At 70.4% G+C, this 15,350-nt stretch carries 13 protein-coding genes; 10 read left to right on the top strand and 3 right to left on the bottom strand.

The features are described 5' to 3' along the window. The first annotated feature begins 79 nt into the window (after nt 1–79). The 4 genes from ACNTMW_RS02300 to ACNTMW_RS02285 all read left to right on the top strand — a co-directional run bounded on the left by ACNTMW_RS02300 (nt 80) and on the right by ACNTMW_RS02285 (nt 4,468). On the top strand, nt 80–1,579 hold the full coding sequence (locus ACNTMW_RS02300) for a sugar ABC transporter ATP-binding protein (protein ID WP_426631730.1): 1,500 nt from the start codon (nt 80–82) through the stop codon (nt 1,577–1,579). After that, on the top strand, nt 1,576–2,625 hold the full coding sequence (locus ACNTMW_RS02295; RefSeq protein ID WP_426631613.1) for an ABC transporter permease: 1,050 nt from the start codon (nt 1,576–1,578) through the stop codon (nt 2,623–2,625). The genes ACNTMW_RS02300 and ACNTMW_RS02295 overlap by 4 nt, the downstream gene beginning before the upstream one ends. After that, on the top strand, nt 2,622–3,629 hold the full coding sequence (gene yjfF / locus ACNTMW_RS02290) for a galactofuranose ABC transporter, permease protein YjfF (protein ID WP_426631612.1): 1,008 nt from the start codon (nt 2,622–2,624) through the stop codon (nt 3,627–3,629). Before ACNTMW_RS02295 ends, yjfF begins: the two co-directional genes overlap by 4 nt. A 74-nt stretch (nt 3,630–3,703) precedes the next feature. After that, nucleotides 3,704–4,468, top strand: coding sequence for a maleylpyruvate isomerase family mycothiol-dependent enzyme (locus tag ACNTMW_RS02285; RefSeq protein ID WP_426631611.1), 765 nt, complete (start codon nt 3,704–3,706; stop codon nt 4,466–4,468). Between the two features lie 149 nt (nt 4,469–4,617). On the opposite strand, the gene ACNTMW_RS02280 is transcribed toward ACNTMW_RS02285, so the two are convergent. Next, entirely contained in the window at nt 4,618–5,268 is a 651-nt protein-coding gene (locus ACNTMW_RS02280; RefSeq protein WP_426631610.1) for a hypothetical protein, read from the bottom strand. 14 nt (nt 5,269–5,282) lie between these two features. After that, nucleotides 5,283–7,364, bottom strand: a complete 2,082-nt coding sequence (locus ACNTMW_RS02275) for a glycoside hydrolase domain-containing protein (protein ID WP_426631609.1) — start codon at nt 7,362–7,364, stop codon at nt 5,283–5,285. Nucleotides 7,365–7,758: 394 nt separating this feature from the next. Between ACNTMW_RS02275 and ACNTMW_RS02270 the strand changes: the two genes are divergently transcribed. The 3 genes from ACNTMW_RS02270 (at nt 7,759) to ACNTMW_RS02260 (ending at nt 11,000) form a co-directional block, all read left to right on the top strand. After that, nucleotides 7,759–8,454, top strand: a complete 696-nt coding sequence (locus tag ACNTMW_RS02270; RefSeq protein WP_426631608.1) for a SanA/YdcF family protein — start codon at nt 7,759–7,761, stop codon at nt 8,452–8,454. A gap of 114 nt (nt 8,455–8,568) precedes the next feature. Next, entirely contained in the window at nt 8,569–8,922 is a 354-nt protein-coding gene (locus ACNTMW_RS02265) for a hypothetical protein (protein ID WP_426631607.1), read from the top strand. Nucleotides 8,923–9,131: 209 nt separating this feature from the next. After that, nucleotides 9,132–11,000, top strand: a complete 1,869-nt coding sequence (locus ACNTMW_RS02260; protein ID WP_426631606.1) for a Xaa-Pro dipeptidyl-peptidase — start codon at nt 9,132–9,134, stop codon at nt 10,998–11,000. A gap of 123 nt (nt 11,001–11,123) precedes the next feature. Here ACNTMW_RS02260 and ACNTMW_RS02255 read toward each other — a convergent pair whose 3' ends face one another. Continuing rightward, complete coding sequence (locus tag ACNTMW_RS02255; RefSeq protein WP_426631605.1) at nt 11,124–11,786, bottom strand: TetR/AcrR family transcriptional regulator; 663 nt, start codon at nt 11,784–11,786, stop codon at nt 11,124–11,126. A 291-nt stretch (nt 11,787–12,077) separates the two neighbouring features. Here ACNTMW_RS02255 and ACNTMW_RS02250 point away from each other — a divergent pair, with 291 nt between their 5' ends. The 3 genes from ACNTMW_RS02250 to ACNTMW_RS02240 all read left to right on the top strand — a co-directional run bounded on the left by ACNTMW_RS02250 (nt 12,078) and on the right by ACNTMW_RS02240 (nt 15,148). After that, on the top strand, nt 12,078–12,611 hold the full coding sequence (locus ACNTMW_RS02250; protein ID WP_426631604.1) for a MarR family winged helix-turn-helix transcriptional regulator: 534 nt from the start codon (nt 12,078–12,080) through the stop codon (nt 12,609–12,611). A gap of 29 nt (nt 12,612–12,640) precedes the next feature. Then, the gene (locus tag ACNTMW_RS02245; RefSeq protein WP_426631603.1) at nt 12,641–14,233 is read left to right on the top strand and encodes an MDR family MFS transporter; all 1,593 of its coding nucleotides are present in this window, start codon (nt 12,641–12,643) and stop codon (nt 14,231–14,233) included. A gap of 294 nt (nt 14,234–14,527) precedes the next feature. Further along, a complete protein-coding gene (locus tag ACNTMW_RS02240) occupies nt 14,528–15,148 on the top strand; it encodes a class I SAM-dependent methyltransferase (RefSeq protein WP_426631602.1) in 621 nt (206 codons plus the stop codon). Nucleotides 15,149–15,350: the final 202 nt, after the last annotated feature.

Raw genomic sequence — 15,350 nt, 5'->3', positions numbered from 1 at the left:
ACGCGCGACGGAGAGGCTGGAGATGGCGCAGGTGGACGTCGTGAGCGGGGAAGACGAGCGAGACGATGCCATCCTGACCATGCGGGGCATCGGCAAGCGGTTCCCCGGGGTCAGCGCGCTGGACGGGGTCGACTTCCGGTTGTTCCCCGGCGAGATCCATGCCCTGATGGGCGAGAACGGGGCCGGCAAGTCCACTTTGATCAAGGTGCTCACCGGAGTCTACGACATCGACGAAGGTGACATCGTCCTCGACGGCGCCCCGGTCCGGTTCAGTGGGCCGATCCAGGCCCAGCGGGCCGGCATCAGCACCGTGTACCAGGAGGTCAACCTCTGCCCGAACCTCTCGGTCGCGGAGAACATCTTCGTCGGCCGACAACCACGCCGGCTCGGCCGCATCCGGTGGCCGGAGATCCGCCGGCGCGCCGCCGACCTGCTGCGCCGGATGCAGGTGGACGTCGACGTGACCGCACCACTGGGCAGCTACTCCCTCGCGGTGCAGCAGATGGTCGCCATCGCCCGTGCGGTCGACATCTCGGCGAAGGTCCTCATCCTCGACGAACCGACCTCCAGCCTGGACGCGGGCGAGGTGGCGCAGCTGTTCCGGGTGATGCGCCAGCTGAGACACGAGGGCGTCGCGATCGTCTTCGTGTCGCACTTCCTGGACCAGATCTACGAGATCTGCGACCGGATCACCATCCTGCGCAACGGCCGCCTCGTCGGCGAACACCTGGTCCGGGAACTGCCGCAGCTGGAGCTGGTCAGCCGGATGATCGGCAAAGACCTCGCCCTGCTCGAACGGATCGAGGAGCACCCCCGGCGCCCGCTGGCCGCGATCGAGGGTGCGCAGCCGGTCGTCGAGGCCCGGCAGGTGGGGCGCGCCGGGGCGATCGAGCCGTTCACGCTCGCCCTCTACCGGGGGGAGGTGGTGGGCCTGGCCGGGCTGCTGGGGTCGGGCCGCACCGAGGTGGCCCGCCTGTTCTTCGGCGCCGACCGCGCGGACACCGGCACGATGTACGTCGACGGCGAGCCGGTGACGTTCCCGGCGCCGCGCGCCGCCATGGCGCACGACATCGCGTTCTGCTCGGAGAACCGTCGCGCCGAAGGCCTCGTCGAGGAGCTGTCGGTGCGGGAGAACATCATCCTCGCGCTGCAGGCCGCCCGCGGCTGGTCCCGGCCGTTGCCCCGGCAGAGGCAGGAGGAGCTGGTCGGCAGGTACCTGAAGGCGCTGAGTATCCGCCCGGCGGATCCGGAGATGCCGGTACGCAACCTCAGCGGCGGCAATCAGCAGAAGGTGATGCTGGCGCGGTGGCTCATCACCGAACCACGACTGCTGATCCTCGACGAGCCGACCCGGGGAATCGACGTCGGCGCCAAGGCCGAGATCCAACGACTGGTGGTCGAGCTGTCCGACGGCGGTATGGCGGTGCTGTTCGTGTCCGCGGAGCTCGACGAGGTGCTCCGGCTCAGTCACAAGATCGCCGTACTGCGTGACCGCAGGTTGATCGCCGAGCTGGCCAACACCGACGAGGTCGACACCGACCGGTTGATGGAGACCATCGCGAGCGGAGCGCAGGGATGAGCGTGACCAGACACCGACTCTTCTGGCCGGCGGCCGTCCTGGTGGCGCTACTGGTCCTGAACGTCTTCTTCACCGGCTCGTTCTTCACCGTCGAGCTGCGCGACGGGCACCTCTACGGCAGCCTCGTCGACGTCGCGCGCAGCAGCGCACCGCTGGCGCTGGTCGCGCTCGGCATGACGCTCGTCATCGCCACCGGCGGCATCGACCTGTCGGTCGGCGCGGTGGTGGCGATCTCCGGCGCGATCGCGTGCCTGTCCATCAGCCACCTACCCGACCAGGGCAGTGTCGCCGGCGTGCTGGTGGCCGTCGGGCTGGCCATCGTGCTGTCGCTGCTGCTCGGCGCGTGGAACGGTGTCCTGGTCGCCGCGGTCGGCATCCAACCGATCATCGCCACGCTGATCCTGATGGTCGCCGGTCGTGGCCTGGCGCAGCTCATCACCGGTGGTCAGATCATCACACTGACCAGCGGGCCGTACAAGATGATCGGTGCCGGCTACTGGCTCGGGCTGCCGCTGAGCGTCCTCGTCGCCGCCGCCGTGATCGCCACCGTGGCCACGCTGGTACGGCGTTCGGCGCTCGGCCTGCTCCTGGAGTCGGTCGGCGGCAACGCCGAAGCCAGCCGGCTGGCCGGGATCAGGGCACGCTGGTTGCTCTTCGCCAGTTACGCCTTCGGCGGGCTCTGCGCCGGACTGGCCGGTCTGATGATCAGCTCGAACGTCTCCAGCGCAGATGGCAACCACGCCGGTCTCCTGATCGAACTCGACGCGATCCTGGCCACCGTCATCGGCGGCACGTCGTTGAGCGGCGGCCGGTTCTCGATCGCCGGCACGGTGCTGGGCGCGGTGATCATCGAGACCCTCGACATCACCATTTACACGATCGGTATCCCGAACCAGGTCACCGAACTGTTCAAGGCCGTCGTGGTGATCGTCCTGTGCCTGGTCCAGTCACCGGCCTTCCGGGCCAGGCTCGGCAGTCCACGCAGGCGCCGACGTGTGACGCCGGCGAGGTCCACACCGACGGAGAACGTCGAGGTACCGGCATGACCGTACGGCAGGACTCCCGGGCGCCGCTGACCTCCGCCGTCCGCTGGTCGCGGTGGCGGCCGCAGCGGCCGCACGTAGCGCTGCTCGCCACGCTCGTGCTGCTGTCCGCCATGTACGCCGGGGGAGCGGTGAGCTACCGCGGTTTCTCGGACCCGCAGGTCGTACTCAACATCGTCATCGACAACGCGTTCCTGCTCGTCGTCGCGGCCGGCATGACGTTCGTCATCCTCGCCGGCGGCATCGACCTGTCCGTCGGTGCGGTGGTGGCGCTGACCACGATGGTCGCCGGTACGCTGCTCGGCCGGGGTTGGCCGGCAGGGCTGGTGCTGCCGCTGGTGCTGCTCGTCGGCGCGACGATCGGGCTCGGCATGGGCTGTGTCATCCACTTCTTCGAGATCCAGCCCTTCGTCGCGACCCTCGCCGGCATGTTCCTCGCGCGTGGGCTGTGCTACGTCATCAGCACCAGCTCCATCGCGATCACGGATCCGTTCTGGACCGGCGCGGCCCAGCGCAGCCTCGATGTCGGCAGCCTCCACCTGTCGGTCAGCGCGCTGATCGCGTTGGCCGTCGTGCTGGTCGGCGCGTACGTCCTGGCCTACACCAGGTTCGGGCGTAACGTGTACGCGCTCGGCGGCAACCAGCAGTCGGCGCTGCTGATGGGCCTGCCGGTCGGGCGTACCAGGATCGCGGTCTACACGGTCAGCGGCTTCTGCTCGGCGCTGGGCGGCGTCCTGCTGAGCTTCTACATGCTCTCCGCCGATCCGTTGAACGCGCTCGGCATGGAGCTGGACGCCATCGCCGCGGTCGTCATCGGCGGTACCGTGCTCACCGGTGGATCCGGCTATCTCTTCGGTACCGTCCTCGGCGTGCTGGTGCTGGGCCTGATCCAGACCATCATCACCTTCCAGGGCAACCTCAACTCCTGGTGGACCAGGATCTTCATCGGTGCCCTGCTGTTCGTCTTCATCCTGTTGCAGCGCACGGTCGGACGGCGCACCGCGTAGCCCGGCTCGGCGCCGGCAGGCCGCCCGTCGCGGGACGGGACGAAGCGTCGGACGCATGTGCTGAACTGTCCGGCATGGAGTACTCCCGATTCCTGGATTGCCTCGCGGTCGACTTCACCCGCCTGCGGGCCGTCGCGCAGATCGACCCGGGCGCGGCGGTGCCGAGCTGTCCCGGCTGGACCGTGGCCGACCTGACCCGCCACGTCGGCGAGGTGTACCTGCACAAGACCCTGGCCATGCGCGAGGGCGCCGAGCCCGACGAATGGCCACCGAAGACGCTCGCGGGCGAGGAGCCGCTCGCGCTGCTCGACCGGGCGTACGCCGAACTGCTCGGCGAGTTCGCCGCCCGCAAGCCGGAGGACCCGGCCGGCACCTGGTACACCCCGGACCAGACCGTCGGGTTCTGGATCCGGCGGATGGCGCAGGAAACGGTCATCCACCGCATCGACGCCGAGCTCGGCGCCGGGCAGCCGGTCGCACCGGTCCCGGCCGACCTCGCCGTCGACGGCATCGACGAGCTGCTCAAGGTCTTCGTGGCGTACAGCGTCGTCGAGTGGGCCGACTACTTCACCGACATCCTGGCCGGGTCGCCGGGGTGGACCTACACGGTGCGCACCGACGGCGCGGCGTGGCGGGTACGGACCGGCCCCGGGCTGTTCGCCGTCACCGACGGTGCCGGCGACGCCGCCGCCGACGTGACCGTGAGCGGCCCGCCGACGGCCGTGCTGCGCTGGGTGTGGAACCGGGAGGGCACCGGCGAGCCGAGCGGCGTGACGGTGGAGGGCGCCCCGGAGGCGGTCGGGGAGTTGCGGCGCTGCATCGTCACGGCGACCCAGTGACGGCGGGCCGGGTGCGATCCCGCGCACCCCGCCCGCCGCGGCGGCGCCCCGGGCCGCGTCAGGTCCGGGGCACCGGGGCGTCCGTTCTCATGTCCCGGCGGCGACGGCCGACGATCCGGTCATCGCCGCCCCGTGGTGGTGCGACCGGGTCACCGTCGACGGGTCCCTGCGGCCTTGGCGCGGCGTTCGGGTGTCGCCGGGTCGGCGACCATGCCGGCGGTCTGCGACCGGAACCTGGTCTGCCTGCTGGTGTCCAGCCGGTCGGCGACGCGGGCCAGCGTCTTGTCACCGGGGCGGGCCACGAGCTGGAAGTGCGAGGCTTTCGCCGGGCTCAGGTCACCGCCCCAGACGACCGTGCCGTCGCAGTCGGCCAGGATGTCCCGCACGATCGCCTCGTGCTGGGGCCACAGCCGCTCGCTGCCGCCCAGTGGGTAGGCGGTGGGGTGGAGCGCGAGGGCGGTGCCGGACAGGTAGTTGGACTCGAAGTCGGCACCGACGGCGCGTTGCGTGGTGTGGCCGGCGATTCCGCCGCCTTCGCCGGTGTCGAGGGCGGCGATCTCGTAGTGCCAGCGCCGGGCGATGTGCAGCAGCACCGCGGCGGGGTGGCCCTGCCGCAGGGCCACCGAGGCCCTGGACCCTTCGACCCGGTAGGTGGTGATGGCCTTGGGGTCGATCCGCCAGCCGTTGGCGGACACGTCCCGGGTCCACTGCCTGCTGGCCGCGTGGGCCGGGAGGCTGGGCGCGAGGACGAGTACGCCGGTGCCGGCGGCGACACCGAGGAGACTGCGTCTGGTGATCATTGAGGACTCCTCACTCAGGCCAGGGCGGACACGCCGGGGTCGGCGCCTTGGCGCCAGATGTCGTGGTCGAGGCCCCAGCCCGGCTGGACCTCGTACTCCCTGATCTGGTTGAACGACCAGTTCTCAGGCAGGGGGAAGCCCAGGTTTCCGGAGTAGCCCCAGGACATTCCGGAGACCAGGGACCAGCGGGCACCGACCTCGAGCGAGACGCGGATGCACACGTTGCGGGAGCCGTAGACACCGAAGGCGTAGCGGTTGCCCAGCTCGGCGAGGGCGGCCTTGACACCCTGGAAGTACGGCTTGACGTTGCTGTCGATGTCCTCGTCCAGGGCGTCGTAGTCGACCGCGAAGTAGATACAGGTGCCGGACGGGATCCGGTACTCGACGGCCTTCTGGTGGGCGATCGTGCCCTGGTCGTACCCCTTCTGGTACGTGAAGTTCTCCAGCTGGGTGCCGTTGTACTGGAACAGCGGGAAGAACCTCAGCCCGGCGTTCAGGATGGTCTGCGGCTCGCCGGGCTTGAGGGCCTTGCCGAGGTAGTCCGGATCGGACGGGGGGAGGTGCTCGTCGAGGTAGCGGCCGACGATCTGGTAGCCGGCGTCCTTGAGCTGCTTGCCGCGGGCGGCGGTGATCTCGGTGATGCAGTCGCAGCCGGTGGCCGGCCGGGCCGTGTCGCCGCAGGAGACGAGGAGCTGGGCCCAGGTGGTGTAGTCGTTGGTGCCCGTCACGGGTATCTGCGAGAAGCGCTGGAAGGCGCGCACCCACTCCAGGTGGGTGCTGGTCTCGGTGTCGGTGCCGATGTCGTCCGGGCGGTACATCAGCGGCACCTGCCCCCCGTTGGTTCCCGGCACCATGGTGGGGGAGTTGAAGTAGCACGCCCCGCGGAACAGCCAGCGCAGGTCGCCGGTGAGCCGGCCGGAGCCCTTCCCCCGCAACCCGGCCTGCGTGCCCGGGCCGAAGTACCCGTTGATGGAGTTGAGGTCGATGCCGAGCTCGTACTGCAGAGCCATCATGAAGCCCTGCTGGACGTCGCGGGAGTAGATGCCGTCACAGGGCACCAGGCTCATCGCGGGGATGCCGATGCCGGCGACGTAGCGGGAGTTCAGCCGCTGCTGGATGCGCTGGATGTTGATGTCGCCGCGCGGCACGAGCTGGAACTGGTCCATGCGCAGCAGCCCCTTGCAGATGTGCGGCCACATCTTGTTCCGCTGCGAGAAGTCGTCGTAGGACAGGCCGGCGTCGCGGTACAGCTTTTCGAGGGCGGACTGGGAGTCACCGGTCCAGGCGGCCTGGTTGGTCGACGTCCAGTAGCCCTTGCACCACAGGGCGCCGTTGTAGATGCGGATCAGCCTCTGGTTGACTTCCGCGCCCGGCAGGGTGTTGCGCGCCTTGACGGCGTTGAAGGTGCCGGAGCCGAAGTTCTGGACCGTGGGGGAGATGCCGTGTTCGTACTGGAGCCCCTGGGTGAGCGACAGCACCGTGGACCATCCGGTGCGCCCGTTCTCGGGGCACCTGATGTATCCCGGCGCATTCTTGTAGGTGGCGTTCACCCACTTCTGGGCGTCGAAGATGTAGATGTCCGCGAGGCCGGTCCACGGCGCGGCCGGGTCGATCGTCGAGCCCTGCTGCGCGTACATCGTGAGGTTCCCGGGGCACTCGGTCTCGGGGTGGTTGAACGAGTGGGGAAGGATCCGGGGGCCGGCCTTCTTGGGCGCCTCCTCGCGCAGGTGCTGGATGAGCAGCCTGAACGCTCTCAGCATGGTCTCGTTCGCCGTGTGGTTGGAGCGCATGAGACCGCAGATGGAGTAGAACCCCGCGTTGCGCCCCAGGCCGTCGACGAGGCCCGCGTCGCCGCTGTTCGCTTCGCCCCGTTGGTATCCGCGGCCTTCGAAGATGTTGCCGTGCTGGCAGACGAAGAAGTTGTAGGCGATGTCACCGTCGAGGTCCGCCCTCGTCAGATGGTCCTCGTAGACCGCGGCGATGTCCTTCAGACAGTCCTCTTCGGTCTCGAACTCGCCCCCGAAGGGGTCGTCCTGGCCGCGGTGGTGGATGAACACCCCGCCGACCGGATCCCACGCGGGGTTGCTGCTCGGCACCGGGTCTGCGGCAGCGTGCGCGTGATGTTCCGGTTTCACGTACACGGCCCAGGTCGCGCGCCTCCAGATCGTAACGAGCATTACTCCTCATTTCACCCGACGGCTCGGGATGTCAGGGCGGGGAACGTAGGGTCTGTCACTGGCGACGGTCGGGTGGCTGTCATGGTGGTCGGCGGGACGTTGCTCCCATGTGGATGGTGGTGATCCGTGGGAGACATCGTAGACCGTTGATGATCGATTGTGGGGGGCGCTGATCCGAGCGCTGACGGGGTGAGCCGGCCGCCGTCGCTACGCGGGCCGACGGCCTTGCCACCGCCACTACGATGGGCGGGATTTTCCGGCTGGCAGGGAGGGCGGACGGGGTGGGCGTCGAGGTTTTCGCCGGGTATTGCTCGTGGACGGGGTGACCGGCCGGGTGCGCCCGGCGACCCGGTGGCGTCGACACGTGGCGCGCCTGGCCGTCGCGGGCGTCGCCGCCCTGCTCGTCGTCAGTGCCCCCTGGCTGTGGACGACGATCTCCGCGCACGGCCACGTGTACGACGAGGCCGGTGCGCCGGCCGCGGAGGTCGTCATCGTCCTGGGTACCGAGGTGGCGGCGGACCGCCGCCAACCGGGGACGCGGCTCGCCGGCCGCCTGCAGACCGCCGCGGCTCTGGTGCACAGCGGGCGGGCGCGGGTGGTCCTCGTGTCCGGAGACGGCGGCGGCGTGTCCGGGGACGAACCGGCGGTGATGACCGCGTACCTGGCCGGGCTCGGTGTCGATCCGCGGCGCGTCGTGGCCGACCCGTTCGGGCTGGACACCTACGACAGCTGTGCCCGGGCGCGTGAGGTGTACGGGGTCAGCCGAGCGTTGATCGTGACGCAGTCGTACCACCTGTCGCGGGCGGTGACGCTGTGCCGGCACCTCGGCCTCGACGTCGACGGAGTGACCGCCCGCTGCGCCGGCTGCTCGGCGACCCTCCTCGCGCAGAAGGCGGTCCGCGACTACTTCGCCAGTGGGAAGGCGGCATGGGACGCGGTACGGCGCAGGCCGCCGGCGGTTCGCTCGCCCGGGAGTCCCGCCGTCCGCGACGCGCTCCGGGGTGGCTGAGCACCGGCCGGCCCTCGTCGAAACCGGGGTCGGTGTCGTGCGGGTACCCGGCGTCGACCGTCGCGCGGTCCGTCCGTTGGCGCCGTGCTCCATCGATGATCTAGCATCGGCCCGATGACGACGAAGGACGTACCGGCCACGCCGAGATACGCCGGTTGGCGGAACCCGTCCTGGGTCGCGTTGCTCGGGACCGTCGTGGTGGCGATCCTGCTGATCCTGCCGGTCTCCACCTTCGGACCCGGCGATCATGAGAAGAAGAGCTGCGGCAACGCGCTGAAGCTCGACCTGGACCAGTGGCGACGCCCCGGAGCCCAGGAGTACTGGGACTCGGCGTACCGGGCCTGCACCAGCGAGCGTGTCGACCGGGTCGCCCAGGCCGTCGGCGTCGAGTCGGTGACGGTCCTGATCGTGACGGTCATGGCGGCACGGACGCGGCGACGGAGTTCGTCGGACGGGTCCCGTCCCTGACGGCGTCGGCCCGGGGCTGACCCTGCGCACCCGCGACGCGCTCGCCGAGGCGGAAGTGACGGCGCCGCACGCGGCCGCGCACCGTGGGTGGTGACCCGGCGGTCCGCGTCACCCCTGTCACAGCCCTCGATGTCGACTCAGGACGGTGACCGGGAGCGCCGGCGCGCCTAGGCTCGGGTGCGGCACGCGGCACACGGGGAGGCGCCGGCATGGGAACGAACCGTACGATCCTCCGAAGCTGCGCCCTGGTGGCGCTCACCGGTGCGCTGATCACCCCGTTGCCGGCCGCGGCCGCACCCGGCACGCCCGCGGGCACCGAGCCGGTCCACGACTACGGCGAGGCCATCCGGGAACGGGTGCTGGTGGAGACCACGGTCGACAGCGACCATGACGGCCGTCGCGACCGCGTGGAGGTACGGATCATCCGCCCGCGCGCGACCGACCAGGGCCTGAAGGTACCCGTGATCTTCCAGCCGAGCCCGTACTACGCCGGCCTCAACGACGTGCCCAACCACGACGACATCGACCGCGACGCGGCGGTGGCGCGGAGCGCGGCCGCGCCACCGGGACCCCGGATCGACCCGAGCCTCGTCTTCCCCGGATATCTCGACAACTACTTCGTGCCCCGCGGGTACGCGGTCGTCTTCGCCGACAGCCTCGGCACCGGAGGTTCCGACGGGTGCCCCACGTCCGGCGCGCCGAACGAGACGCAGGGGATGAAGGCCGTCGTCGACTGGCTCGGCGGGCGGGCGCCCGGCTTCGACCCGTCCGGACAGCCGGCGCGGGCGCGGTGGTCGACCGGGCGGGTCGGCATGATCGGCGTCTCGTACAACGGCACCCTCGCCAACGCCGTGGCCAGCACCGGCGTGCCGGGCCTGGAGACCATCGTGCCCATCGCGTCGATCTCCAGTTGGTACGATTACTACCGCTCCGACGGCGGTGTGGTAGCCCCCGGGACGTTCCAGGGTGAGGACACCGACGTGCTCGCCAAGGCCGTCCTGACCCGGCGTGACCCGCAAGCCTGCGCCGACGTCATCGCGTCGATCGAGCGCGACCAGGACCGCGAGACCGGTGACTACAGTCGGTTCTGGCGCGACCGCGACTACCTGCGCGACGTCGACAAGGTCCGGGCCAGCGTCCTGGTCGTACACGGACTGAACGACTGGAACGTCAAGACCCGGCAGTTCGGCCAGTGGTGGGACGCCCTCGCCGCGCGCGGCGTGCCGCGCAAGATCTGGCTGCACCAGGCCGACCACACCGACCCGTTCAACGTACGGCGGGCCGTCTGGCTGGACACCCTGCACAAGTGGTTCGACCACTGGCTGTACCGCATCGACAACGGCATCATGCGCCAGCCGTTGGCCGACGTGGAGACCGCGCCGGGGCAGTGGACCACTCACCGGTCCTGGCCGGTGCCGGGCACCCGGGGTGTCCCGTTGTTCCTCGGGCCGGCGGCCGACCAGCGCCCGGGTACCCTGACCAGACTGCCCGCGCTGGGGGGCGGCCGGCAGACCTTCACCGACGACCCGGCACAGACCGCGGAGCAGTTGGTCGATGACGAGCTGGCCGACGACCCCCACCGGCTGGCCTTCCTCACCGCGCCGCTCGACCGGGCCACCCGCCTGTCCGGTACGCCACGGGTCACCGTCCGGGCGTCGCTGGACGGCGCGTCGCCGTACCTGACCGCGTTGCTGGTCGACTACGGACCGGACGTACGCTTCGTCGGCCTGCGCCGGCTGCCCGATGCGGACTGTGTCGGTCCGGGCGTGCCGGAGGACCCGGGGTGCTTCGCCCGTCGCGAGTACGTCACCGCGCAGACTCCGTACCAGATCGTCAGCCGGGGCTGGCTCGACGTGCGGAACCGGCACTCCGCCGGGCTTACCGAGCCGGTCGAGCCGGGACGTACCTACCTGTTCAGCTGGCAGTTGCAGCCGCAGGACCACGTGTTCGCGGCGGGCCACCGGCTCGGGCTGGTGTTCGTCTCCACCGACCGTGACTTCACGCTGCGGTACCGGGCCGGTACGACGGTCACGACCCAGCTCGGTGTCAGCTCGGTGGTGTTGCCGCTCTCCGGCTAGGCTTCGGTCTCCTCGCGCCTGACGGCCACCCGGCCGGGCGAGCCGGTGACCGTAGCGGGGAAGCCCGGCGCGGGTGGGCCGCGCGACTGCCGTGGGGAATGCCTCGGCGCCGCCCGCGGTGGCCTACTCGAAGCGGTCCCGGGTCACGGTGAGCGCGTGGCGTACCAGTTCGGTGAGGGAGCCCTCGGGGTGGTCGAGCCAGTGCTGGGTGGCCACGCGCAGGGTGGTCAGGAACGTCGCGGCGAGGAGGCGGGCGCGCAGCGGTGCGGCCGGGTCGGCCGGCATCCGGTCGGCGATCGCGGTGGCCGGGTCGGCCGGCATCCGGTCGGCGATCGCGGTAGCCGGGTCGGCCGGCATCCGGTCGGCGATCGCGGCGGCCAGGTCGCGCTCCACCACGGCGTAGGTGGCTACCTGCTGGGCGAGCAGGGCGGGGTGACCGCGCAGCAGGCGGGTCTGGGTGAGCCAGGCGGGGTCGTGGTCGGCGGTCTCGGCGGCGAGATCCTGGGCGGCGTGGGTGAGGGCCGCCCACGGCGCTTCGTCCGGTGGGCGGGCCCGGACGAGATCGACCAGGCGCCGTACCCGGATCTGGTCGCCGTAAAGCAGGACTTCCTCTTTGCTGGAGAAGTAATTGTTGAAGGTGCGTCGGGACACGTCGGCGGCTTCGACGATGGCGTCGATGGTGACCCCGTCGAGCCCGTGTGCCGCGACGAGTCGCAGGGCCGCCTCGTGGAGGGCGCGGCGGGTCGCCATCTTCTTGCGTTCGCGCAGGCCGGCCGGTCTGTCCATCGAGTGAAGCGTACGCGCTTGTGATCTAGTTCCCAATGAGAAAACTTGCCAGCCAAGCAAGATCCTGTAATGGTTGTATACACCAAGCAAACGCGCGGGGATCGTGCCCGGCCGGCGTTCAGCCGTGCCCGGGCTTTTCCGGTGGGAAGCGCCCGGCTCTCGCGGAGGGACATCGTTGGCGGCTCTCCCGGCGGACAGCGTTGGCCGGCAGGGATGGCTGACGGCTGACGGGTGGCCAGGGCCGGTCGCATGGGTGTGTGGCAGGTCCGTCGGCCCAGGGGAGGTGGCGCGGTGACGACCGCACGGTCGGAGTCCAGGTTGGGTGACCGGTTTCGCGCACTGATCAGGACCGCTCGGATCGCCCGCCAACGGTTGACCGTTCCGGCCGCTCCGGTGCAGCCCGGCATGATCGGGATCCTGTCGGCGATCGGATCCACCGGAGGGGATGCCGGTTGCCACCCGAAGGAGCTGGCGGTGCGGTGCGGGCTCGACGCCTCCACGATCAGCCGGGCGGTCACCACGCTGGTGGCCCGCGGTCTCGTGCGGCGTAGCGCGGACCCGACCGACCGGCGGGCCTGCATCCTCACACTGACCGGCGCCGGCCGCGCCGCCCTGTCCGACCTGGAGCGCCAGCAGGCGGACCTGCTGGCGGCCGTGTTGCGGGGCTGGACCGCGGCGGAGATCGAGGCGTTCGTCGCCGCGCTCGCCCGGTTCGTCGACGACACGACGGCGTATCTGGACCGCACCTCCTCAGTGCCGGCGACGACCGCCGGCGGGTACGAAGCATCCGACCGCAAGACATCCACATTGGAGGCAACGCTGTGAGCGCAGCGAGTACTGCACCACCCACGGCGATGACCGCGCCACCCGACGCCGAGGAGATGAGCCACCGCGAGATCATGGAGGCGCTCAGCGGCCTGCTGCTGGTGCTGTTCGTCGCGATGATCAGCGGCACGGTGGTGGGTAACGCCCTGCCGCAGATCATCGGCGCGCTGAACGGCACGCAGAGCCAGTACACCTGGGTGGTGACCGCCGCCCTGCTCTCCTCGACCGCCTCGACCCCGATCTGGGGCAAGCTGGCCGACCTGTTCAGCAAGAAGGTGCTGGTCCAGGTCTCCATCGTCATCTTCGTCGTCGGCTCGGTGCTCTGCGGGATCGTGCAGAGCACGCCTCAGTTGATCGCCGCCCGCGCGTTCCAGGGGCTGGGCATGGGCGGCCTGCAGGCGCTGGTCCAGGTCGTGATCGCGGCGATGATCCCACCCCGGCAGCGCGGCCGCTACAACGGCTACCTCGGCGGCGTGATGGCCCTCGCCACGGTGGGCGGTCCGCTGCTCGGCGGCGTCATCGTCGACACCTCGTGGCTGGGCTGGCGGTGGTGCTTCTACGTGGGCGTGCCGTTCGCCGTCATCGCCCTGATCCTGCTGCAGAAGACCCTGCACCTCAAGACCGTCCGCCGGGAGGGCGCCCAGGTCGACTACCTCGGCGCCACGCTGATCGCCGCCGGCGTGAGCGTGCTGCTGATCTGGGTCACCTTCGTGCACCACAACTTCGCCTGGCTGTCCTGGCAGACCGCGGCGATGGTCGGCGGCGGCGTGGTCCTGCTGGCCCTCGCGGTGATCGTGGAGGCCCGGGTCAGGGAGCCCATCGTGCCGCTGCGCATCGTGGTGCAGCGCACCCCGGCCCTGGCGATCCTGGCCAGCGTCGCGGTCGGCATGGCCATGTTCGGCGGTGCGGTCTTCCTCGGCCAGTACTTCCAGATCGGCCGCGGTTACAGCCCGACCAAGGCCGGCCTGATGACCATCCCGATGATGGCCGGGGTGCTGATCTCCTCGACGGTCACCGGCCTGCTGATCACCAAGAGCGGCCGGATCAAGCCGTACATCGTCGCCGGCACGATCATCCTGGTCGGTGGCTTCGCCGCGCTGGCCAGCATCGACCACGCCACCAAGCTGGTCTACGTGGGCGCGGCCATGGCGCTGGTCGGCGTCGGCGTCGGCATGACCATGCAGAACCTGGTCCTGGCCGTGCAGAACACCGTCGCCCTGCGCGACCTCGGCGCGGCCAGCGGCACGATCACGTTCTTCCGGTCGCTGGGCGGCACTATCGGCGTGTCGGTGCTCGGCGCGGTGCTGGCCGACCGGGTCGCCACCGACATCCCGCAGCGGATGGCCGCCGCCGGCATCCGCATCCCGGCCGGTGGCGGTGGCAAGACGGGCACGCTCGACCTGCACGCCATGCCCAAGCCGATCGCGGACATCGTCCGCGCCGTCTACGGCGACGCCACCGCGCACATCTTCCTGATCTCGGCGGTGATCGCGGTCGTCGGTGTGCTGGCCGCCGTGGCACTGCCCCGCATCACCCTGCGCTCCAGCGTCGACCTCGCGCGGTCGGCCGACGCCGCGCCGGAGTCGACCGATCCGCAAGCCGCCGCTGCCGAGCGCCACTGACCGGCGCCCCGGCTGGCATCCGAAGGTACGTCAGGCGTGTTCGGTTGCCAGCCGGGAGAGGTGCGGCGGTGGTGGATCAGCGCAGCATCAGCGTTCACACCGCAATGGCTCGACGCGGCCCGTGTCGCGGCCTTCTCGCGCTCACGCGGGTCGGGGTGAGGTCATGTCACCACGGTCGATCGATCTTGCCAATTGTGCAAGGTTTCCGTTTTGGCGCGATGGTGGTGTGGCTCATGCGACGTCCGCATGGCGGCGCCGGAATCTGCGCATGGCCGGGCGGTTGGCGGTGGAATGATGGGCGACGTGGCTGAACAGAACGGGTGGATCAAACTCATCGAGGCCAACCCTGGGCACTCGCAGTGGTACATCGAACGCTTCCGGTCGATGGCCGACGCGGGGGCGGACCTCGCCGGTGAGGCGCGCCTGGTCGACGCGATGCTGGCCCGCGGATCACGCGTCCTCGACGCGGGCTGCGGCACGGGTCGGGTCGGAGGGTTGCTGGCCTCGGCCGGACACGCCGTGGTCGGCGTCGACCTCGACCCCGTGCTCATCGTCGCGGCCGAGCAGGACCATCCGGGTTCCCGCTGGTTGGTCGGGGACCTGGCGGAATTGGATCTCCCCGCTCACGGGATCGCCGAGGGCTTCGACGTCGTCGTCTGCGCGGGCCACGTGATGACGTTCGTCGCTCCGAGTACCCGGCGCGAGATTCTCCGCCGCATGCGGGCGCATCTGCGTGACGGCGGTCGCGTCGTCATCGGCTTCGGCGCCGGCCGTGGCTACGACTTCGGGGAGTTCCTCGCCGATGCCGAAGCGAGCGGGCTGATACCGGACGTCCTGCTGTCGACCTGGGACCTGCGCCCCTTCGCCGAGGACTCGGACTTTCTCGTCGCCCTGCTTCGCCCCGCCGCCCGCTGACGAACCATCGGCCGAACCCGGCTGCCGGCCTCGTCGGGGCACGGTGATGCGGCGTTCCCGTCCGGTCGGCTCGGCCTCGACCTCCGTCCGTACGCCTGGCGGGAGGTGTGGGGCGTGGTGGTCGCGATGTCCAGGAGCGCGGAAAATTTAAATCAATCACTTGATTTAGTGCTCTGGATTCAGTTGACTGGCCGCGTACCGG

The organism is Planosporangium spinosum (assembly GCF_049999945.1).
GTDB classification, from domain to species: domain Bacteria; phylum Actinomycetota; class Actinomycetes; order Mycobacteriales; family Micromonosporaceae; genus Planosporangium; species Planosporangium spinosum.
Note: the sequence above shows the minus strand (reverse complement) of the source record. Positions and strands in the feature narration are given on the sequence as shown.